Source organism: Streptococcus sp. k-378 (assembly GCF_013277505.1).
Lineage (GTDB): Bacteria > Bacillota > Bacilli > Lactobacillales > Streptococcaceae > Streptococcus > Streptococcus pseudopneumoniae.
The window spans coordinates 1-21110 of the sequence record NZ_VMNC01000092.1; the positions used below are offsets into that span (position 1 = coordinate 1).

Here is a 21110-nt window from a genome sequence, read left to right on the forward strand (position 1 = left end):
GTGCTTTGAGCAGCCTGCGGCTCGCTTCCTAGTTTGCTTTTTGATTTTCATTGAGTATAACAAACAAGAAAGAGAATGGTTAAGAACGTGCAGGAACCAGTGAAATTATTTCAATACAATACCCTTGGAGCCTTGATGGCTGGCCTTTATGGTGGGACCATGACAGTAGGAGAATTGCTAGAGCATGGAGACCTTGGTTTGGGAACCTTGGATTCCATTGATGGGGAATTGATTGTCTTGGATGGCAAGGCTTATCAAGCCAAAGGCTCAGGAGAGCAACCGGAAATTGTAGAAGTATCACCAGATGCCCTTATTCCTTACGCAGCAGTAGTACCACATCAGGCAGAGGTCATTTTCCGCCAGCGCTTTGAGATGACAGACAAGGAATTGGAAGAACGGATTGAGTCTTATTATGACGGGGAAAATCTTTTCCGCTCTATCAAGATTCGTGGGGAATTTTCACATATGCATGTGCGCATGATTCCTAAGTCGGCACCAGATACCAAGTTTGCTGATGTCGCAACCCATCAACCTGAATATAGTCGTGACAATGTGGCAGGAACCATCGTTGGTTTCTGGACGCCAGAGATTTTCAATGGGGTCAGTTTGGCAGGATATCATCTACATTTTATCTCAGATGATTTGACCTTCGGTGGGCATGTTATGGACTTTGTTATCAAGGAAGGCATTATCGAGGTGGGAGCTATTGACCAGTTGGACCAACGTTTCCCAGTCCAAGATCGTCAATACTTGTTTGCTAAGTTCAATGTTGATGAGATGAAAAAAGATATTGAAAAGGCAGAATAGGAGAAGAAAATGACCATTCATATTATCATTACCATGTTGCTGTTGCTGGCTTTCTTGATAGGGAGCATTTGGTATGCCAAAAAGAAATACCAGATTAATATAGCTGTCTTGGGCTTGGGTGCTGTTGCCTTCTTTGTCTCTTCACAGATTTTGGAAAAACTGGTGCATATCTTAGTTTTGCATCCTCAAAAAGACGGTAGTATTGCCCTCTTGCAAGATCATCCGCTTGTCTATATCATCTATGTATGGCCTAGCCATGGCAGCATTTTTTGAGGAAACTGCTCGTCTTGTTTTCTTCAAATGGTTGGAGAAAAAGAGAAGTTTGGAAAAGGCAGATGCCTTGGCCTATGGACTGGGGCATGGTGGCTTGGAATTGATTTTCCTAGGCCTTGCTAGTTTGCTCAATCTCTACATCGTTCTCTCAGCAGTTCAAACGCAGAATCCACAGGTCATGCAATTGCTGTCTGAAAATATGTTGAAAACTATCCAGTCGCTATCAGTCTGGCAGATTTATTTGCTTGGTTTTGAGCGAATCTTGGCCCTAGGTTTCCAATTACTCTTGACTGTTTGGGTTTACCAAGCTGTTCGCCAGAAGAAATGGATTTATCTCCTAGCAGCCTATGGCCTACATGCCTTCTTTGATCTGGCACCATCTCTAGTCCAAGTTGGCTGGTTGACTAATCCAGTCTTGGTTGAAGTTGTCCTAGCACTTGAACTTGTTCTAGTCGCCTATGGAACCAAGGCAATCTTTTGCAAAAAATCATAAGAAAAGGGGGCAACCTCTTTTTTTGTTTAAAATAAGCTCAAGATTTTTTTAGGGTCGTCAAATGGTTTTAAAAATGGTATAATGGAATGAATTTTGTAAAAGGAAGAGTGACATGTCTGTAAGAGAAAAAATGCTTGAAATCTTAGAAGGAATTGATATCCGTTTTAAGGAACCCTTGCATAGCTATAGTTATACAAAAGTAGGTGGAGAGGCCGATTATTTGGTCTTTCCACGAAATCGTTTTGAGTTGGCGCGCCTTGTGAAATTTGCCAATCAAGAAAATATTCCTTGGATGGTTTTTGGCAATGCCAGCAATATCATCGTTCGTGATGGTGGAATTCGTGGATTTGTCATCTTGTGCGACAAGCTCAATAATGTTTCCGTTGATGGCTATACCATCGAAGCTGAAGCTGGTGCTAACTTGATTGAAACAACTCGCATTGCCCTTCGTCATAGTTTGACTGGCTTTGAGTTTGCTTGTGGCATTCCAGGAAGCGTCGGTGGTGCTGTCTTTATGAATGCGGGTGCCTATGGTGGCGAGATTGCTCACATCTTGCAGTCTTGTAAGGTCTTGACCAAGGATGGAGAAATAGAGACCCTGTCTGCTAAAGATTTGGCTTTTGGTTACCGCCACTCAGCCATTCAAGAGTCTGGTGCAGTTGTCTTGTCAGCTAAATTTGCCCTAGCCCCAGGAACCCATCAGGTTATCAAGCAGGAAATGGACCGCTTGACGCACCTACGTGAACTCAAGCAACCTTTAGAATATCCATCTTGTGGCTCGGTCTTTAAGCGTCCAGTCGGGCATTTTGCAGGTCAATTAATTTCAGAAGCTGGCTTGAAAGGCTATCGTATCGGTGGTGTTGAAGTGTCTGAAAAACACGCAGGTTTTATGATTAATGTTGCTGACGGAACGGCTAAAGACTACGAAGACTTGATTGAGTCTGTTATCGAAAAAGTAAAGGAACACTCTGGCGTCACTCTTGAGAGAGAAGTCCGTATTTTAGGTGAAAGCAAGTAGGAAGCTGTAGTTGAAAAGCTGCTGCTATGTCATGGAAAGGGGGTGAAAGCCTATCGTTAGTGCAGAAGAATGTAGGCAGTTTAATCTCCTACACGAGGTAGTGGCGACCTGACAGAGCCCTGATCTGTTAATCTATGAAAAAGAAGGAATAAATGACAATTGAAAAAACCAATCATTGAATTCAAAAACGTCTCTAAAGTTTTTGAAGACAGCAACACCAAGGTTCTCAAAGACATCAACTTTGAGTTGGAAGAAGGGAAATTCTATACCCTTCTAGGCGCATCTGGTTCAGGGAAATCAACTATCCTAAACATCATTGCAGGTTTACTGGATGCGACGACAGGAGATATTTTACTGGACGGTGTCCGCATCAATGACATCCCAACCAACAAGCGAGACGTCCATACGGTCTTCCAATCCTATGCCTTGTTTCCACATATGAATGTGTTTGAAAATGTTGCCTTTCCACTCCGCTTGCGTAAGATTGACAAGAAAGAAATTGAGCAGCGTGTAGCAGAAGTTCTCAAGATGGTTCAGTTGGAAGGTTATGAAAAACGTTCCATCCGCAAACTTTCTGGAGGACAACGCCAGCGTGTGGCTATTGCCCGTGCTATCATCAACCAACCCCGTGTGGTTTTGTTGGACGAGCCTCTGTCAGCTCTGGACTTGAAATTGCGGACAGACATGCAGTACGAGCTCCGTGAATTGCAACAACGATTGGGCATTACCTTTGTCTTTGTCACTCACGATCAGGAAGAAGCCCTGGCCATGAGTGACTGGATTTTTGTTATGAATGATGGCGAGATTGTCCAGTCTGGAACACCTGTGGACATCTACGATGAGCCGATCAACCACTTTGTTGCTACCTTTATCGGTGAGTCAAATATCTTGCCAGGAACCATGATTGAGGACTACTTGGTTGAGTTTAACGGCAAACGCTTCGAAGCGGTCGATGGTGGGATGAAACCAAATGAGCCTGTTGAGGTTGTTATTCGTCCAGAGGACTTGCGGATTACCCTTCCTGAAGAAGGCAAGCTCCAAGTTAAGGTCGATACCCAGCTCTTCCGTGGGGTGCACTATGAAATTATCGCCTATGATGAGCTTGGAAATGAATGGATTATCCACTCGACTCGCAAGGCCATTGTGGGTGAGGAAATCGGTCTGGACTTTGAACCAGAAGACATCCACATCATGCGTCTCAATGAAACCGAGGAAGAGTTCGATGCTCGTATCGAGGAGTACGTAGAAATCGAAGAGCAAGAAGCAGGTCTGATCAATGCAATCGAGGAGGAAAGAGATGAAGAAAACAAGCTCTAAACTCTTTGTAGTGCCCTATATGCTCTGGATCGCCCTCTTTGTGTTGGCACCCTTGGTCTTGATTTTCGGACAATCTTTTTTCAACATTGAAGGCCAGTTTAGTTTAGAAAACTATAGATCTTACTTTGCGTCACAAAACTTGACTTATCTCAAAATGAGTTTCAACTCAGTGCTTTATGCAGGAATTGTAACCCTAGTGACACTGCTTATCAGCTATCCAACAGCCCTCTTTTTGACCCGTCTCAAGCACCGTCAACTCTGGCTCATGCTGATTATCCTGCCAACCTGGATCAATTTGCTCCTTAAAGCCTATGCCTTTATCGGAATTTTTGGTCAGAATGGCTCTATTAACCAATTCTTGGAATTTATCGGAATCGGCTCACAACAGTTGCTCTTTACCGATTTCTCCTTTATCTTTGTCGCAAGCTACATCGAGCTTCCCTTTATGATATTGCCGATTTTCAATGTCTTGGATGATATGGACAACAATCTCATCAATGCCAGCTATGACCTAGGTGCGACCAAGTGGGAGACCTTCCGTCATGTCATCTTCCCTCTATCGATGAATGGGGTGAGAAGTGGGGTCCAATCGGTCTTTATCCCCAGCTTGAGTCTCTTCATGCTGACCCGTTTGATTGGTGGGAACCGCGTTATCACACTAGGTACAGCCATTGAGCAGAATTTTCTAACCAATGACAACTACGGTATGGGTTCAACCATCGGTGTAATTCTCATCTTGACCATGTTCATCACCATGTGGGTGACCAAGGAAAGGAGAGAACGATGAAAAAATTTGCCAACCTTTATCTGGGACTGGTCTTTCTGGTCCTCTACCTGCCTATCTTTTACTTGATTGGCTATGCCTTTAATGCTGGTGATGATATGAATAGCTTTACAGGTTTTAGCTGGACTCACTTTGAAACCATGTTTGGAGATGGGAGACTCATGCTGATTTTGGCTCAGACATTTTTCTTGGCCTTCCTATCAGCCTTGATAGCGACCATTATCGGGACTTTTGGTGCCATTTACATCTACCAGTCTCGTAAGAAATACCAAGAAGCCTTTCTATCACTCAATAATATCCTCATGGTTGCGCCTGACGTTATGATTGGTGCTAGCTTCTTGATTCTCTTTACCCAACTCAAGTTTTCACTTGGCTTTTTGACCGTTCTATCTAGTCACGTGGCCTTCTCCATTCCTATCGTGGTCTTGATGGTCTTGCCTCGACTCAAGGAAATGAATGGCGACATGATTCATGCGGCCTATGACTTGGGAGCTAGTCAATTTCAGATGTTTAAGGAAATCATGCTTCCTTACCTGACTCCGTCTATCATTGCTGGTTATTTCATGGCCTTCACCTATTCGTTAGATGACTTTGCCGTGACCTTCTTTGTAACAGGAAATGGCTTTTCAACCCTATCAGTCGAGATTTACTCTCGTGCTCGCAAGGGGATTTCGCTAGAAATCAATGCCCTGTCTGCCCTTGTCTTTCTCTTTAGTATTATCCTAGTTGTTGGCTATTACTTTATCTCACGTGAGAAGGAGGAGCAAACATGAAAAAACTCTATTCATTTTTAGCAGGAATTGCAGCTATTATCCTGGTTTTGTGGGGAATTGCGACGCATCTAGACAGTAAAATCAATAGCCGAGATAGTCAAAAACTGGTTATCTATAACTGGGGAGACTATATCGATCCAGAACTCTTGGAGCAATTCACAGAAGAAACAGGAATCCAAGTTCAGTACGAGACTTTTGACTCCAACGAAGCCATGTATACCAAGATCAAGCAGGGTGGAACGACCTACGATATTGCCATTCCTAGTGAATACATGATTAACAAGATGAAGGACGAAGACCTCTTGGTACCGCTTGACTATTCAAAACTTGAAGGTCTTGAAAATATCGGACCGGAGTTCTTCAACCAGTCCTTTGACCCAGGAAATAAATACTCTATCCCTTACTTCTGGGGAACACTGGGAATTGTCTACAATGAAACCATGGTAGAGGAAGCGCCTGAGCATTGGGATGACCTCTGGAAGCCAGAGTATAAGAACTCTATCATGCTCTTTGATGGGGCGCGTGAAGTGCTGGGTCTAGGGCTCAATTCCCTCGGCTACAGCCTCAACTCCAAGGATCCCCAGCAGTTGGAAGAGACAGTGGATAAGCTCTACAAACTGACTCCCAATATCAAGGCTATCGTTGCCGACGAGATGAAGGGCTACATGATTCAGAACAACGCTGCTATCGGTGTGACCTTCTCTGGGGAAGCTAGCCAAATGCTAGAAAAAAACGAAAATCTACGCTATGTGGTACCGACTGAGGCTAGCAACCTTTGGTTTGACAATATGGTCATTCCCAAAACAGTCAAAAACCAAGACGCAGCCTATGCCTTTATCAACTTTATGTTGAAACCCGAAAATGCCCTCAAAAATGCAGAGTATGTCGGCTATTCAACACCAAACCTACCAGCTAAGGAACTGCTCCCAGAGGAAACAAAGGAAGATAAGGCCTTCTATCCCGATGTTGAAACCATGAAACACCTAGAAATTTATGAGAAATTTGACCATAAATGGACAGGGAAATATAGCGACCTCTTCCTACAGTTTAAAATGTATCGGAAGTAGGAGATAAACGTAAGAAGACGAATCAGTCAAGCTGGTTCGTTTTTTAGAAAAAATAGAAATTATGGTATAATAGTTTTAGGCAGAGAGTTATTAGTATTGTTTATAGCATCTCTGAAACTCTAATTCCAAAGGAGTTCAAAATGAGCCAGACTACGCAAATGCATATATATATATAACCTAATAAAAAATGCAAAAAATATAGATTGAAACCTACTGAAAATTCAGTAGGCTTTTTGCGTTTCTTGGAGGTATCTAATGGCTAAAAAGTTATTAAATATCACTGAGATTGAGGATAGAACTAAGGTTTTAGTAGAGAATCTTAATAAATCGACATTCATTATTGAATTTGTTTCATTGTTTGACATTACTAAAACGACCATAACAAGAGCAAGTAAAGTGGCATCTGATGATTTTATAATAAAAAACAAATTGTATTTTCGTAAAGTTGAAAATCAGCCATTACTTACTCTGACTGAGATTGATAAAGAGTTGGAGGATCAGGTTCGTAAATCTCGATTTATTATTACAACAGATTTTCAAGAATTATATGCAAAGGATACACAGACAGGGCTAACTCTAGCAATTTCTTTTAATGATTTACCAGCCCATTGTGATTTCTTCTTACCTTGGAATGGTATTGAAAAGATTGATTATGATAAGGAAAATCCTGCTGATGTAAAAGCGGCAGAGCGTTTCACCAAACTTTATGATGAACTAATTTCTATCAATCCTGAACTAGCAATCACTGAAACTGATGGTAAATCATTTAATCTATTTTTGATTCGTGTTCTTTTTCTACTATTTGCAGAAGATACAAATATTATCTCCAAGGGAGCTTTCACAAATGTTATTAAGATGAGGACATCCGAAGATGGTTCTGACTTGAATGAGTGTGTTAGAAAACTATTTACTGTTTTAGATATGCCTGAATTTAGTCGTCAGAATTTGGAGTCATGGTTATCAGATTTTCCTTATGTAAATGGTAAGCTTTTTTCAGAGCCACATCATGACCTTATTTTCAATAAAAGAACTCGTCAATTACTCATTGAAGCAGGAGAATTGCTAAACTGGAATGAAATCAATCCAGATATTTTGGGATCAATGATTCAAACCGTGGCAAATGCAGAAGCAAGATCAACATCGGGTATGCACTATACTAGCGTGCCTAATATTATGAAGGTCATCAAACCACTATTTTTAGATAATCTACGAGCAACATTTACGGAATTAGAAGAACGAGCTGATTACTATATAGGAGGTGGTGACTTTAGTGAGGAACATCGTCGCAAGGAATTACGACAAATCTTACCCAAGTTAGAAGAGTTACTCACTCGTATGGCCTCTATCAAGTTTTTAGATCCTGCTTGTGGTTCTGGAAATTTCCTCATCATTACCTATAAAGAACTTCGTCGTTTAGAAATCAATATCTTAGTCAAACAGCGTGAAATTCGTGAAGCTTTAAATGAAAAATCTGTTTATCAAGGGGAATTGATTGCTGATGCATCTAAGATTTCTCTATCCCAGTTTTCAGGAATTGAATTGGATGATTTCGCTCATGAAGTAGCAAGGTTATCCTTATATATAGCGGAACACCAGATGAATGTGGAGATGGAAGAAGCACTTGCTGATGTCCATCCAAGGCTACTCCCCTTAAGAGAAGCTGGGAATATCGTTTGTGGGAATGCCCTAAGAATTGACTGGGCAACTGTGTTGAATGCTAAGACAGATGACGAAGTTTATATATTTGGGAATCCGCCGTATATAGGAAGCAGGCGACAATCAAATGAACAAAAAATGGATATGAGTGTTCTGTTTAATAAGGTAAATGGTTATCGCCAATTAGATTATATTGCAGGTTGGTTTATAAAAGGTGCAAGATTTATCAATAATTTTGTTGCAAAAGTTGCCTTTGTAACAACAAATTCTATCAACCAAGGACAACAAGTTGCTGTTTTATGGACAGAAATATTCAATTTAGATGTAGAAATTTCATTTGCTTATTCATCTTTTAAATGGAATAATAGTGCAGCACATAATGCGGGTGTTACAGTAGCTATAATTGGATTGTCAAGATTGAGTGGACAAACTAAGAGATTGTTTAATCAGGATGGAGAAGTACGAGAGGCAAGTCATATCAATGCTTATCTTACTGTGGGTGAAGATACTCTAGTATCTCAGAGGAGTCGTTCCTTATCTAATTTCCCACCTATGTATTTTGGAAATCAACCCAATGATGGGGGAGGTCTCATTCTATCAGTTGAAGAATATAGAAGTATTATCGTAGAATATCCAGAGTTAGTTGATGTAATTAAGATGTTTGGTGGAGGTCAAGAATTTATAAATGGAGGATTTCGATACATTTTATGGTTGAATGAAGAAACCTATAAAATACATCAGCAAAATAGTTTTGTATCAAAACGTATGGATTTGGTTAAACAACATAGATTATCAAGTCAACGTGAAGCAACTAATGAGTTAGCAGTTACTCCTTGGAAATTTGGATTTTATCATGAGTTGGCAGACATTTCTATTGTTGTTCCGTGTACCTCATCAGAGTCTAGAGATTATGTACCTATGGGATTTGTAGGAGATGATACGGTCATATCTAATTCCGCCATGGTTATTTACAATGCTCCTATCTGGCTTCTTGGTATCTTAGAATCCAAAATGCATATGGTTTGGCTTCGTTCAATTGGTGGTAAATTAAAGACAGATTATCGTTATTCAGCTGGGCTGGTCTATAATACATTCCCAATTCCTGAACTTTCAGATAGTCGGAAAAATATGCTTGAAGAAGCTGTTTTTGAAATGCTGGATGTTAGAGAAGAAGAAGGTGGAACCTTAGCTGAATTGTACGGTGGAGCTAATAAACCGATGAACGAACGTCTTCGTCAAGCACATGAAAAAATTGATGGTATCGTAGAACGCGCCTACCAGCAAAAGCCTTTTGAATCAGATGAAGAAGGGCTCAGTGTCTTATTGAACCTGTATAAAGAAATGACAGAAAAGGAAGCGAAATGACCTCAAATATATTTGAAATTAATTACAATGGTACAGGTGCTAGTCAATCAAATAATGCACTTGGAATGCGTGAAATGCAGGAGCGGGTATATGCTAAGAGATCTTCTCAACACTTACTGATTAAGGCGCCTCCTGCCTCTGGTAAGTCGAGAGCTCTGATGTTTATTGCTCTTGATAAACTACATGCTCAAGGTCTGAAAAAAGCTATCATAGCTGTTCCAGAAAGATCTATCGGAAAATCCTTTCGTTCAACAAAATTGACAGATTATGGTTTTTACTGGGATTGGGAAGTTTTTCCAAAAAATAATTTGACTGAACAAGGAACCAGTAAAAGTAAGGTAAAACAGTTTGTAGACCTTATGCATTCAGAGTCTCCTGATGATAGAGTTTTAATCTGTACGCATGCCACCTTGCGTTTTGCCTTTGAACAGCTGGCTGATAGTGATTTTAATGACGTTCTTTTAGCTATCGATGAATTTCATCATGTATCTCAAGATGATAATTCAGTTTTAGGAAATGCCTTAAGAAACATATTAGCCAATTCAACAGCCCATGTAGTGGCTATGACAGGGTCTTATTTCCGTGGAGATTCTGTACCTATTTTGGCACCTGAAGATGAGCAAAAATTCGACAAGGTATCCTATACTTATTATGAACAGTTGGAGGGGTACAAATATCTGAAAAGTTTTTCCATGGGTTATAACTTTTATCGTGGTCGTTACACGGATGCTTTGCACGAAGTACTGGACACGAGCAAGAAAACTATTATTCATATCCCAAATGTAAATTCAGGTGAATCAACCAAGGATAAGTATGATGAAGTTGACCGAATTTTAGACGAACTGGGGCAAGCCGTTCCAGATCCTAAGACTGGATTATGGTTGGTTACTGAGGAAACAGGTCGTGTATTGAAGGTTGCTGACCTTGTCACAGAAGAAGGGCGTGAAAAAGTGCAGGGTTACCTAAATAAGATGACCAGTTTAGATGATCTCGATATCATTATCGCACTTGGTATGGCTAAAGAAGGTTTTGACTGGCCTTATGCTGAGTATGCTTTGACGATTGGCTATCGTCAGTCGCTAACAGAAATTGTTCAAATTATAGGTCGAGTAACACGGGATAGTTCCAATAAGTCACATGCTCAATTTACCAATCTCATTTCTCAACCAGATGCTCAAGATGATGAAGTTTTCTTTGCTGTGAATAATGTTATGAAGGCTATTACAGCTAGTCTATTGATGGAGTCTGTTTTAGCACCAAATTTCAAGTTCAAACGAAAAGACCGAGAAGACCAGAAATCTTCTGGTGCCGAAATGTTTGTGAAAGGTTTAAAAGAGCCTAGTACTCAAAGAACAAAGGATATCATAGAAAATGATTTGAATGACTTACGTGCTAGTATATTGCAAGAACCGCGTATCCAATCTGCAATTGCTGCGAGAACGGATGCAGAAGTCATTAATAAGCAGATGATTCCAGCTATCATTAAGCAAATCTATCCTGACTTAAGTGGGGCTGAAGTTGAAGAAGTTCGTCAGCAGTTTATTAGTCAATCGGTAGTTCAATCAGCTGAACGGAAAGAGGGAGTGGGGCAAACAGATTTCCTAAAAATGGCAGATAAATTTGTGAATATTGATGACTTATCTATTGATTTGATTGATCAGATCAATCCTTTCCAGAGAGCTTACGAAGTTATATCACGTGAAATTGATGCTCCGACTTTGCGTCTAATACAAGATTATATGGATGGTCAGAAGATGGAGTTTTCTGAAGAAGAACTGTTAATTCTTTATCCTCAAATTAAGCAATTTTTGAAAGAAAATGGTCGTCATCCAGATAAATTAAGTAACGATAAGTACGAACAGAGACTTGCTTATGCTTTGTTACAATTGTCTCAGATGAAGTTGAAGATGGAGAGCGGTAATGACTGATTTCAAAAGCTTAAATGATATTTTTAATGATTCTGATTTTGAATATTTAATAGCTCCTTTAAAACCTAAGAAAAAAATAGTTACAGATCATGAAGTAGAGAAATTTTTAGAAATTATAGATTGGGTGAGAGAAAATAATGGGCAAGAGCCACAAAAGTCTAGAAACATTAAAGAACGCAGTTTATTTTCTCGATTGAATGGTATTAGAAAATCTCCTGATAGCATCCGAAAGTTAGAACCTTATGATGAATTTGGGCTACTAAAAATAGATATAGTTGAGTCCGAGACCCCTATTTCAAGTCCTGCTAGTTTAACAGATATTTTATCAGATGAATTGTTTGAGTCAGTAAATAGTGCTGAAAAATCGTTATTTGATGTCTCACGTTATAAACGAACGATTCAAGCGCGTGATAAAACACGAACACGCAAACGGATGGTAAATTTTGAAGATTATCAAGGATTATTTACTCGTGTTCATGATGAAATTAGTGAAGGTCGCCGTCAAGTCAGAAAGTCTGATGTGATAAAAGAAAAAGAAATTAAACCAGGTATGTTCTATGTGGATAATGGAGTAATGGTTTATGTTGTTTCTAAAGGAGAAGACTTCACTGACAAGAATGGCTATACAAACGCTGAACTTCATCTCGTATATGAAAATGGTACAGAAAATAAGAAGGCCTTACTCCGTTCTTTTGTCTCAAATTTACACGATAGAACCCGACATGGACGAATGGTAACCGAATTGATAGATGATGTGATGATTGGCATTAGTCTGGGTGAACGAATTACAACTGGATATATCTATGTGTTGAAATCCTTGAGTGGCAACCCTCAAATTGCCAACATCAGTAATCTCTATAAAATCGGTTTTACACAGGATCAAATTGAAAAACGGTTAGCAAATGCAGAAAGAGAAGGAACCTATCTTTATGCTCCTGTCCGTTTAGTGGCTAGTTTTGAGGTTCAGAATTTTAGCGCTCTAAAATTAGAAACGACTCTTCATCATTATTTTGCAGACAAGCAGTTAGACATAGAATTAGTAGCACCAAATGGAGAGAACTTTGTCCCTAAAGAATGGTTTCTAGTATCGCTAGATGAGATCCAAAAAGTGATTGAAAAAATTGGCTTTGAAATTAGATTTAGATAAAGAAAGACACTATTTATAAGATTATTTAATATTTAGAGAACACAAAAGAAGAAAGTAGAGAAAAGAGAATGAAGTTATTAAAGGGTTTGGGCATTGCCTTGGTATTGTTTTACATGGTTATATTTATTGGAGTCAACTTCGTGACTGTTGGGGTTGATAGTGATAAAAAAGTAGAAACAACCAAAGAGACACAAAGGTATGAATTGTTAGATTATAAAGCAGAACTGGAAGACGCTAAGATTTTAGGAAAGTTCTGGAATAAGGAAGGTTACTATATTGTGGTATATGATAATGCTACAAAAGCCCCAGAATTGTTCAAGGTAGAGTTTTCTGAGTGGAAGCGTATGAATATAGGGGAACTATACTAGAAATAAATTAAATATTACTACTTACATTTCGAAAATAGTAGTTAAATTTGCAAAATATCTTCTCGCCTACCGCACTACTATTAGTTAAGATCATTTCCAGTTGACGCAAGCTTAAAAAAACGTTATAATAAGAAAGTTGAGAATTGATTTTCTCTTGTCTTAGTCCAGAGAAATGGCGGTGCTGCGAGCCATCTAAGCTAGGAAGTCATGCTACTCAATTTAACAATTGCATAAGAATAAGAGAATGACAAGTTCATTGAATGAAGGTGGTACCGCGGTTTTTCGCCCTTCGTGATGTGAGCTTGTCTTTTGATTTTTTGGAGGTGTTGATGAAAACATTTCTTGTCAAACAAAAGTTTCGTCTTGGAGGCGAACGCTTCGCTATCAAGGATGACAGGGGAGAAATCGCCTATCAGGTGGAGGGATCATTTTTTAAGATTCCCAAAACTTTTACCATATATGATGCTAATGGTGAACAGGTCAGTCAGATCAGTAAAGAAATCTTGACCTTGCTTCCTCGTTTTGAGATTCAGCTTCGGGATGGCTCGAGTTTCGTCATTCGTAAGAAGTTGACCTTCTGGCGAGATAAGTATGAGTTTGATAATCTAGGTCTTCGTATCGAGGGCAATATCTGGGATTTGGATTTCAAATTGCTGGATGATCGCGATCAGCTGATTGCGGAAATTAAGAAGGAACTCTTCCATCTGACCTCTACCTATACCGTAACGGTTCTTGAGGACGCTTATGCAGACCTAGTCATTTCCCTCTGCGTCGCCATTGACTATGTGGAGATGCTGGAAAGCCAATCACATTAAACAAGTAAATAAGGAGACAATATGAAACAACTATCTAGTGCACAAGTACGCCAAATGTGGCTTGATTTCTGGGCGACCAAAGGTCACTCAGTAGAACCATCAGTAAGTTTGGTTCCTGTAAATGACCCAACTCTTTTGTGGATCAACTCTGGGGTAGCAACCCTTAAGAAATACTTTGACGGGACCATCATCCCTGAAAATCCACGTATTACCAATGCCCAAAAAGCCATCCGTACCAACGACATCGAAAACGTAGGGAAGACTGCACGTCACCATACCATGTTTGAAATGTTGGGGAACTTCTCTATCGGGGACTACTTCCGTGATGAAGCTATCACTTGGGCTTATGAGCTTTTGACAAGCCCTGAGTGGTTTGACTTCCCAGCTGAGAAACTTTACATGACTTACTATCCAGATGATAAAGATTCTTACAACCGCTGGATTGAAGTGGGAGTGGATCCAAGTCACTTGATTCCAATCGAGGACAACTTCTGGGAAATCGGTGCTGGGCCTTCTGGACCTGATACAGAAATCTTCTTTGACCGTGGAGAAGCCTTTGACCCAGAAAATATTGGTATTCGCCTTCTAGCAGAAGATATCGAAAACGACCGTTATATCGAAATCTGGAACATCGTGTTATCACAATTTAACGCAGACCCTGCTGTTCCTCGTAGCGAATACAAGGAATTGCCACATAAGAACATTGATACGGGCGCTGGTTTGGAGCGTTTGGTGGCCGTTATCCAAGGGGCTAAGACCAACTTTGAAACGGACCTCTTCATGCCGATTATCCGTGAAGTCGAGAAATTGTCTGGTAAGGTTTATGACCAAGATGGCGACAACATGAGCTTCAAGGTCATCGCTGACCACATCCGTTCACTTTCATTTGCCATCGGTGATGGTGCCCTTCCAGGAAATGAAGGTCGTGGTTATGTCCTTCGTCGTCTTCTCCGTCGTGCTTCTATGCATGGTCAAAAATTGGGAATCAACGAGCCTTTCCTTTACAAACTCGTTCCAACCGTTGGAAAAATCATGGAAAGCTACTACCCAGAAGTGCTTGAAAAACGTGACTTTATCGAAAAAATTGTTAAGAGCGAGGAAGAGTCATTTGCTCGTACCCTTCACTCAGGTCAACACTTTGCCCAAGGCATTGTAGCAGATTTGAAAGAAAAAGGTCAATCTGTCATTGCTGGTTCAGATGTATTTAAACTTTACGACACTTATGGATTCCCAGTTGAACTGACTGAAGAAATCGCTGAAGAAGCTGGCATGACTGTGGATTGTGAAGGCTTTGAAGCAGCCATGAAAGAACAGCAAGAACGCGCGCGTGCATCAGCTGTCAAGGGTGGCTCAATGGGTATGCAAAATGAAACCCTTCAAAACATCACTGTAGAAAGTGTCTTCAACTACAATGCTAGCCAATTGTCTTCTAAATTGGTGGCTATCGTGGCTGACAATGCAGAAGTAGAAGCTGTATCAGAAGGAACTGCCTCACTTATCTTTGCGGAAACGCCATTCTATGCTGAAATGGGTGGACAGGTCGCTGACCACGGACAAATCTTGGATGAGTCAGGTAAGGTCGTGGCTACTGTGACCAATGTTCAAAAAGCACCAAACGGACAAGCTCTTCATACAGTTGAAGTCCTTGCACCGCTTGCATTGAACCAAGAATATACCTTGGCAATTGATACAAATCGTCGTCACCGTGTTATGAAAAACCATACTGCGACTCACTTGCTTCACGCTGCCCTTCACAATATCCTTGGAAACCATGCGACACAAGCAGGGTCACTTAATGAAGTGGAATTCCTTCGCTTTGACTTTACCCATTTCCAAGCTGTAACTGCTGAAGAATTGCGTGCCATTGAACAGCAAGTTAACGAGAAAATCTGGGAAGCTCTTGAAGTGAAGACAGTTGAAACGGATATTGACACTGCTAAAGAAATGGGAGCTATGGCTCTCTTTGGTGAGAAATACGGTAAGGAAGTCCGTGTTGTTACTATCGGGGACTACTCTATCGAGCTTTGTGGTGGTACCCACGTTGGTAACACTTCTGAGATTGGACTCTTCAAGATTGTCAAAGAAGAAGGGATCGGTTCAGGAACTCGCCGTATCTTGGCAGTGACTGGTAAGGAAGCCTTTGAAGCCTACCGTGAACAAGAGGATGCTCTTAAAGCTGTCGCAGCAACCTTGAAAGCACCTCAACTTAAAGAAGTACCTCACAAGGTAGAAGGACTTCAAGAACAACTTCGTCAATTGCAAAAAGAAAATGCTGAGTTGAAAGAAAAAGCCGCAGCTGCAGCCGCAGGCGATATCTTCAAGAACGTTAAGGAAGTCAACGGTCACCGTTACATTGCTAGCCAAGTGTCTGTATCTGATGCTGGTGCCCTTCGTACCTTTGCGGACAACTGGAAACAAAAAGACTACTCTGCTCTTCTTGTCCTAGTTGCCACTATCGGTGACAAAGTCAATGTCCTTGTAGCAAGCAAGACAAAAGACCTTCATGCAGGAAACCTTGTCAAAGAATTGGCACCAATCGTCGATGGACGTGGTGGTGGTAAACCAGACATGGCCATGGCAGGAGGAAGCAACCAAGCTAAAATCCAAGAATTGTTGGATGCAGTAGCAGGTAAATTGTAATCAAGTAAAGATCTATCCATTTGGGTAGGTCTTTTTGTGAATGCAAAAAAGCCAAATCCGATTGGATCTGGCTGGATTATTATGAGTTATTAGATTGTATTGGTTGCCCAGACACTTACGGATCTAGCTGAGACTGGGAATTGTCCATAACCTTCCTCATCGATTGTAACTTGATTTTGGTGATTTCCAAGTAAATCTATGAAGGGTTGGTTAGCCCATTCTTGGCCGACAAACATTGATTTGCTGTTTTCTTGGTCATTTGAAATCAAGACTGCGATTGGGGATTGATTTTCAGCACCTGAACGTACCCAACCGATACAGTTAGCATGGTCAAAGTAGTCATTTTGTTCTCCATAGGCCAAGTCTTTTCGGATGGCTAGGAGGCGGTCAAGGATTTCTTTGAAATCTTGTTGAGCATACTGCCCTGAAATCCCATAGTAGTCTCCGTAAAAGACACATGGAAGGCCGTCTTGGCGTAACAAAATGAGGGCATAGGCTGCTGGCTTGAACCATTCTTCAACGGTAGACTCAAGGGCTTGTCCTCGTTGGGTATCGTGGTTGTCGACAAAAGTCACAGCCTTGTCAGGCTTGAGTTCAACCAGGCTATCTGTGAAAATGCCACGAAGGTCATAGTTTGCGCCAGCTTGACTGGCTTCAAAGAGATTCTGGTGGAGACGAACATCGACAAGGTCAAAGTGTTCTTCCGTTTTTTCGAGATAGTCCAGATTGGCTTCCTTGTCTGAGTTCCAAAATTCACCAAAAACATAGAAATCGTCACCGTATTTTTCCTTCATATCGCGGATGAAGTTGCGCATAAAGAAAGAGTCAATATGCTTAACGGCATCCAAACGGAAACCAGCTACACCAGTCGTTTCCATGAACCAATCAGCCCAGTCATAGATGTTTTGGATGACTTCAGGATGTTTAAAGTCTAGGTCGGCATACATGAGGTAGTCGTAGTTTCCGTTTTCGTTATCGACCAATTCCTCGTTAGCCCAGCCCTTGTTGTCCCCTTGGATCAGATAAATCCCAGATTTACTGCGTTTGGCATCGTAGTCTGTACCGGTGAAGTGGTACCAATGCCAGTGGAAGTCATTGTAGGTATCTTGGCGACCATCGAAGGTAAAACTAGTCCAGCCATTGATGGTGAAGGGTTCTCCAAGTTCAACTGTACGGTCTACAGGATCAACTTCGATAACCTGAAAGGCTTCCCTGTGATCGGCAGCAGCCTTGTGGTTGAGAACCACATCAGCCATAGGTTGAATTCCCTGTGCTTTTAGAGTTTGAATGGCTTGAAGATAGTCTTCTTTGAAACCATACTTGGTGCGGACAGTCCCTTTTTGGTTAAACTCTCCTAGGTCGAATAAGTCATAGACACCATAACCTACATCTTTTTCATTGGTAGCCTTGAAAGCTGGTGGCATCCAGACATGACTGATACCGAGATCAGCTAGGTGTGGAGCATCTTCAGCCAGACGTGTCCAGTGCTGACCGTCGTGGGGCAGATACCATTCAAAGTATTGCATGAGTGTTTGATTTTGCATGATGTTTCCTCTTACTTGTCAATCTTGTTCTTTATTCTATCATAAAGTATCTCTCGGCGCAAACGTTTGCGTAAGAATAGAAGGAAACTATTGTATCTACTCAAAATAAAGTGTTGATTTTTTTGTATTAAAGTGCTAATATAATAGTATGTAATATAGATAAAGATAGGAGTTGTCCCATGATTGAATTTCAAAATGTTAGTAAGTTGTATGGTGATAAAGAGGCCTTGAGCAATCTCAATCTGCAGATTGAAAATGGAGAGATTATGGGCTTGATTGGCCATAATGGTGCTGGGAAATCGACCACCATAAAATCCCTAGTCAGTATCATTTCGCCCAGCAGTGGTCGTATTTTGGTAGATGGTCAGGAGTTATCGGAAAATCGCTTGGCTATTAAACGAAAGATTGGCTACGTAGCAGACTCGCCTGACTTATTTTTACGTTTAACGGCCAATGAATTTTGGGAATTGATTGCTTCATCCTATGATCTGACTAGCTCTGACTTGGAGGCTAATCTAGCTAGGCTATTGAACGTTTTTGATTTTGCTGAAAATCGTTATCAGGTTATTGAAACCCTTTCTCACGGAATGCGTCAAAAAGTCTTTGTCATTGGGGCACTCTTGTCTGATCCCGATATTTGGGTCTTGGACGAACCCTTGACAGGTTTGGATCCCCAGGCTGCCTTTGATTTGAAGCAAATGATGAAGGAACATGCACAAAAAGGCAAGACAGTCTTGTTTTCAACCCATGTCCTAGAGGTAGCTGAGCAAGTTTGTGATCGGATTGCCATTTTGAAAAAGGGACATTTGATTTATTGTGGTAGCGTAGAGGACTTGAGAAAAGACCATCCAGACCAGTCTTTAGAAAGTATCTATCTTAGCCTTGCTGGTAGAAAAGAGGAGGTTTCAGATGCGTTTCAAGGTCATTAAAAAATTAGTTGATATCAATATCCTTTATTCATCTCAAGAAGCTAATCTGGCTAACCTACGAAAGAAGCAGGCTAAGAATCCTGGGAAAAAAGTAAATGTTTCCGCTAGAGTTCTAAGTTCTTACATTTTTTCTAGCCTCTTGATGCTCTTTTTTTTAAGTAATATAGCCATTCATTTTCCTTTTGAAGAAATGCCTGTTTATTTTAGTTTCATGGTTACTATTTTACTAGTGGTTGCCTTTTCAACTTCTTTAACGGCCTTTTATAATGTCTTTTATGAGAGTAAGGATTTGGTATCGTATAGACCCTATGCCTTTAAAGAATCAGAGATTATAATTGCTAAAGGACTGTCTGTTCTCTTGCCAGCTCTAACTGGAATTGTACCAATCCTAGCTTATTTTCTAGTCCTCTATATTAGGCTAGCACCTTCTCTTTGGCTGGGCTTGCCTTTGATGCTACTGTCCTTGGCCTTATTATTTGTCTCTGTTACTTTAGTGATGGTAGTGGCAGTACATTTCTTGGCTCAGACTAGGGTCTTCAGAAAGTATCAGTCTATTTTTTCGAATGTGATGATTGGGATAGGAGTTCTCATACCTTTAATATATGTCTTCTTTCTACAGTCGACTTCTGGACGTATTGTTGACAAAGTTAGAGACATTCCATTTCTCCTTTATCCTATTCATCTCTTTTACAAAATAGCAGTGGAGCCTTTTTCGACAGAAGCCATCCTGGGTCTGCTCGCTTGGATAGGACTAACTCTCTTCTTGCTTTACTTGAGCAAAAAGAAGGTTTTTCCTCGTTTTTATGACGTGATTCTGCTTAACAGTGAGGAGAAGGTCAAGAAAGAACGTCGCAGTAAGGAGAGAATTTCAACTACTAAAAAGGGATTTTTCCGTATGGTTTTACGCTACCACCTCACCCTCTTGGGACAGGGGACTGGCGTGATTACAGTGCTTTTTACAAGTGCTTTCCTTCCTTATCTCATGATGATCGGTCTGATTTCCAAAATCCGAGATTCTCAGATAGTTCCAGACATTCATCCTCCATACTGGTTACCCTTGTTTTTTGTAGGAGTGTTTATAGCAGTTGTCAATAACAATATCACCAGCCTGCATTCAATTGCCTTGTCCTTGGAGAGAGAAAATGTTGATTTTCTTAAGAGTTTACCCTTTGACTTTGCTCGTTATGTGAAAGTGAAATTTTGGATTATATTTGCTGTCCAGTCCTTTTTACCAGTTCTGACTTTACTTGGCCTTTCTCTATATCTAGGCTTGCCCATCCTTTCGATGATTTACCTTCTTGTGGCATGGATCCTTGCCAGTGTCATCCTTTCTTGCCACCATTACCTTAAGGACGTGAAAAATCTGTCAACCAATTGGAGTAGCATTACGGACTTGGTGAACCGTTCAAATCGTATAGTAGCAATAGTTTTACTCTTAATTTATAGTGTTATCTTAATGATTTTAGTCATAGCAAGTTTGTTCTTGGTTCGGTCTCTCGCCCCTGTCCTTGCCATCAGCTTGGGAGTAGGAGTTCTTATCCTCTTGCTTGCTCTTGCTATTTTTGGCTATCATTACTACCTGTCACGCATATTGGCAGAAATAGAAAAAAGATGAGCTAGTTGGTCGCTTGCTTGATAAATTCAATTCGACAAACGCTTTTATAGTTTGTTAGAATATAGTTGTAAATGATTACGATTGGCAATCAAAAAAATATAGGGAGGAATGTTTTGAATAAGAAATATAACATAGTTCTATTTTTGTTGTTTATAGTTTATTTATTGGGATATTTTTCAATTTCAAAAACTTTCATTCCTATAATGTGTGTGATCCAAGTATTTTTGATAGAACATATATTTAAAGTTCGAAATAGAATGATGCAAATAGGTGAAATTTTAATTATTGTTGCTTCTATAATATTATTTATTGATAGTATATTGAGTTTGTAACAAAAGGCTTCTCTATAGAATCAAATTTTCCAGATACCTGCTGAGGCTGATTTATCTTCTCTCTATGCCTTCTCATCTTTATTCTACTATCTACGTCACTAAACTTGACAGACACATATTGCAGGTACAGCCTCTCCAGCTACAATCTCAAAGTTAATACTCTTCGAAAATCTCTTCAAACCACGTCAGCTTTGCCTTGCCGTAGATATGGTNNTGCTTTGAGCAGCCTGCAGATCGCT

The 21110-nt window shown here is 40.4% G+C and carries 16 protein-coding genes and 1 pseudogene; 16 read left to right on the top strand and 1 reads right to left on the bottom strand.

Annotated elements, in window-relative coordinates; all coding sequences use genetic code 11:
- Positions 1–75: 75 nt before the first annotated feature.
- The 13 genes and pseudogenes from budA to alaS all read left to right on the top strand — a co-directional run bounded on the left by budA (position 76) and on the right by alaS (position 16451).
- Complete coding sequence (gene budA, locus HT719_RS09060) at positions 76–807, top strand: acetolactate decarboxylase (protein ID WP_172928955.1); 732 nt, start codon at positions 76–78, stop codon at positions 805–807.
- A 9-nt stretch (positions 808–816) separates the two neighbouring features.
- Positions 817–1573: pseudogene (locus tag HT719_RS09070) on the top strand (YhfC family glutamic-type intramembrane protease).
- A 112-nt stretch (positions 1574–1685) separates the two neighbouring features.
- Positions 1686–2591: a UDP-N-acetylmuramate dehydrogenase gene (murB, locus tag HT719_RS09075; RefSeq protein ID WP_023936081.1), complete on the top strand. Its 906-nt coding sequence runs from the start codon at positions 1686–1688 to the stop codon at positions 2589–2591.
- Between the two features lie 159 nt (positions 2592–2750).
- Entirely contained in the window at positions 2751–3908 is a 1158-nt protein-coding gene (locus HT719_RS09080; RefSeq protein ID WP_060628580.1) for an ABC transporter ATP-binding protein, read from the top strand.
- Positions 3889–4695, top strand: coding sequence for an ABC transporter permease (locus HT719_RS09085; protein ID WP_061816571.1), 807 nt, complete (start codon positions 3889–3891; stop codon positions 4693–4695). Before HT719_RS09080 ends, HT719_RS09085 begins: the two co-directional genes overlap by 20 nt.
- Complete coding sequence (locus tag HT719_RS09090; RefSeq protein WP_138703289.1) at positions 4692–5465, top strand: ABC transporter permease; 774 nt, start codon at positions 4692–4694, stop codon at positions 5463–5465. The genes HT719_RS09085 and HT719_RS09090 overlap by 4 nt, the downstream gene beginning before the upstream one ends.
- Positions 5462–6532 carry an ABC transporter substrate-binding protein gene (locus HT719_RS09095; protein ID WP_172928958.1) on the top strand — a complete coding sequence of 357 codons (1071 nt, stop codon included), beginning with the start codon at positions 5462–5464 and terminating at the stop codon, positions 6530–6532. Before HT719_RS09090 ends, HT719_RS09095 begins: the two co-directional genes overlap by 4 nt.
- 255 nt (positions 6533–6787) lie before the next feature.
- Positions 6788–9553, top strand: a complete 2766-nt coding sequence (locus HT719_RS09100) for a class I SAM-dependent DNA methyltransferase (RefSeq protein WP_172928961.1) — start codon at positions 6788–6790, stop codon at positions 9551–9553.
- A complete protein-coding gene (locus tag HT719_RS09105) occupies positions 9550–11481 on the top strand; it encodes a DEAD/DEAH box helicase family protein (RefSeq protein ID WP_172928963.1) in 1932 nt (643 codons plus the stop codon). The genes HT719_RS09100 and HT719_RS09105 overlap by 4 nt, the downstream gene beginning before the upstream one ends.
- Positions 11474–12628, top strand: coding sequence for a GIY-YIG nuclease family protein (locus HT719_RS09110; protein WP_172928964.1), 1155 nt, complete (start codon positions 11474–11476; stop codon positions 12626–12628). The genes HT719_RS09105 and HT719_RS09110 overlap by 8 nt, the downstream gene beginning before the upstream one ends.
- 68 nt (positions 12629–12696) lie before the next feature.
- Positions 12697–12996 (top strand): hypothetical protein, encoded by a 300-nt coding sequence (locus HT719_RS09115; RefSeq protein WP_050146404.1) that lies wholly within the window; start codon positions 12697–12699, stop codon positions 12994–12996.
- Between the two features lie 329 nt (positions 12997–13325).
- Positions 13326–13811 carry an LURP-one-related/scramblase family protein gene (locus HT719_RS09120; RefSeq protein ID WP_050146402.1) on the top strand — a complete coding sequence of 162 codons (486 nt, stop codon included), beginning with the start codon at positions 13326–13328 and terminating at the stop codon, positions 13809–13811.
- A gap of 21 nt (positions 13812–13832) precedes the next feature.
- Positions 13833–16451, top strand: a complete 2619-nt coding sequence (gene alaS, locus HT719_RS09125; protein WP_172928966.1) for an alanine--tRNA ligase — start codon at positions 13833–13835, stop codon at positions 16449–16451.
- 89 nt (positions 16452–16540) lie between these two features.
- Here alaS and HT719_RS09130 read toward each other — a convergent pair whose 3' ends face one another.
- Positions 16541–17995 carry an alpha-amylase gene (locus HT719_RS09130; protein ID WP_172928968.1) on the bottom strand — a complete coding sequence of 485 codons (1455 nt, stop codon included), beginning with the start codon at positions 17993–17995 and terminating at the stop codon, positions 16541–16543.
- 179 nt (positions 17996–18174) lie between these two features.
- Here HT719_RS09130 and HT719_RS09135 point away from each other — a divergent pair, with 179 nt between their 5' ends.
- From HT719_RS09135 to HT719_RS12055, 3 genes are all read left to right on the top strand, one after another.
- Positions 18175–18924 carry an ABC transporter ATP-binding protein gene (locus HT719_RS09135; protein WP_172924697.1) on the top strand — a complete coding sequence of 250 codons (750 nt, stop codon included), beginning with the start codon at positions 18175–18177 and terminating at the stop codon, positions 18922–18924.
- Positions 18905–20539 carry a hypothetical protein gene (locus HT719_RS09140; RefSeq protein WP_166731342.1) on the top strand — a complete coding sequence of 545 codons (1635 nt, stop codon included), beginning with the start codon at positions 18905–18907 and terminating at the stop codon, positions 20537–20539. The genes HT719_RS09135 and HT719_RS09140 overlap by 20 nt, the downstream gene beginning before the upstream one ends.
- 71 nt (positions 20540–20610) lie before the next feature.
- Entirely contained in the window at positions 20611–20871 is a 261-nt protein-coding gene (locus HT719_RS12055) for a hypothetical protein (protein WP_345790044.1), read from the top strand.
- The last annotated feature ends 239 nt before the right edge of the window (positions 20872–21110 follow it).

Excerpts from the sequence above, each read along its gene's own strand:
- budA (WP_172928955.1), top strand. The coding sequence starts at position 76 with ATGGTTAAGAACGTGCAGGAACCAGTGAAATTATTTCAATACAATACC.
- murB (WP_023936081.1), top strand. The coding sequence starts at position 1,686 with ATGTCTGTAAGAGAAAAAATGCTTGAAATCTTAGAAGGAATTGATATC.
- HT719_RS09085 (WP_061816571.1), top strand. The coding sequence starts at position 3,889 with ATGAAGAAAACAAGCTCTAAACTCTTTGTAGTGCCCTATATGCTCTGG.
- HT719_RS09090 (WP_138703289.1), top strand. The coding sequence starts at position 4,692 with ATGAAAAAATTTGCCAACCTTTATCTGGGACTGGTCTTTCTGGTCCTC.
- HT719_RS09095 (WP_172928958.1), top strand. The coding sequence starts at position 5,462 with ATGAAAAAACTCTATTCATTTTTAGCAGGAATTGCAGCTATTATCCTG.
- HT719_RS09100 (WP_172928961.1), top strand. The coding sequence starts at position 6,788 with ATGGCTAAAAAGTTATTAAATATCACTGAGATTGAGGATAGAACTAAG.
- HT719_RS09105 (WP_172928963.1), top strand. The coding sequence starts at position 9,550 with ATGACCTCAAATATATTTGAAATTAATTACAATGGTACAGGTGCTAGT.
- HT719_RS09110 (WP_172928964.1), top strand. The coding sequence starts at position 11,474 with ATGACTGATTTCAAAAGCTTAAATGATATTTTTAATGATTCTGATTTT.
- HT719_RS09115 (WP_050146404.1), top strand. The coding sequence starts at position 12,697 with ATGAAGTTATTAAAGGGTTTGGGCATTGCCTTGGTATTGTTTTACATG.
- HT719_RS09120 (WP_050146402.1), top strand. The coding sequence starts at position 13,326 with ATGAAAACATTTCTTGTCAAACAAAAGTTTCGTCTTGGAGGCGAACGC.
- alaS (WP_172928966.1), top strand. The coding sequence starts at position 13,833 with ATGAAACAACTATCTAGTGCACAAGTACGCCAAATGTGGCTTGATTTC.
- HT719_RS09130 (WP_172928968.1), bottom strand. The coding sequence starts at position 17,995 with ATGCAAAATCAAACACTCATGCAATACTTTGAATGGTATCTGCCCCAC.
- HT719_RS09135 (WP_172924697.1), top strand. The coding sequence starts at position 18,175 with ATGATTGAATTTCAAAATGTTAGTAAGTTGTATGGTGATAAAGAGGCC.
- HT719_RS09140 (WP_166731342.1), top strand. The coding sequence starts at position 18,905 with ATGCGTTTCAAGGTCATTAAAAAATTAGTTGATATCAATATCCTTTAT.
- HT719_RS12055 (WP_345790044.1), top strand. The coding sequence starts at position 20,611 with ATGATTACGATTGGCAATCAAAAAAATATAGGGAGGAATGTTTTGAAT.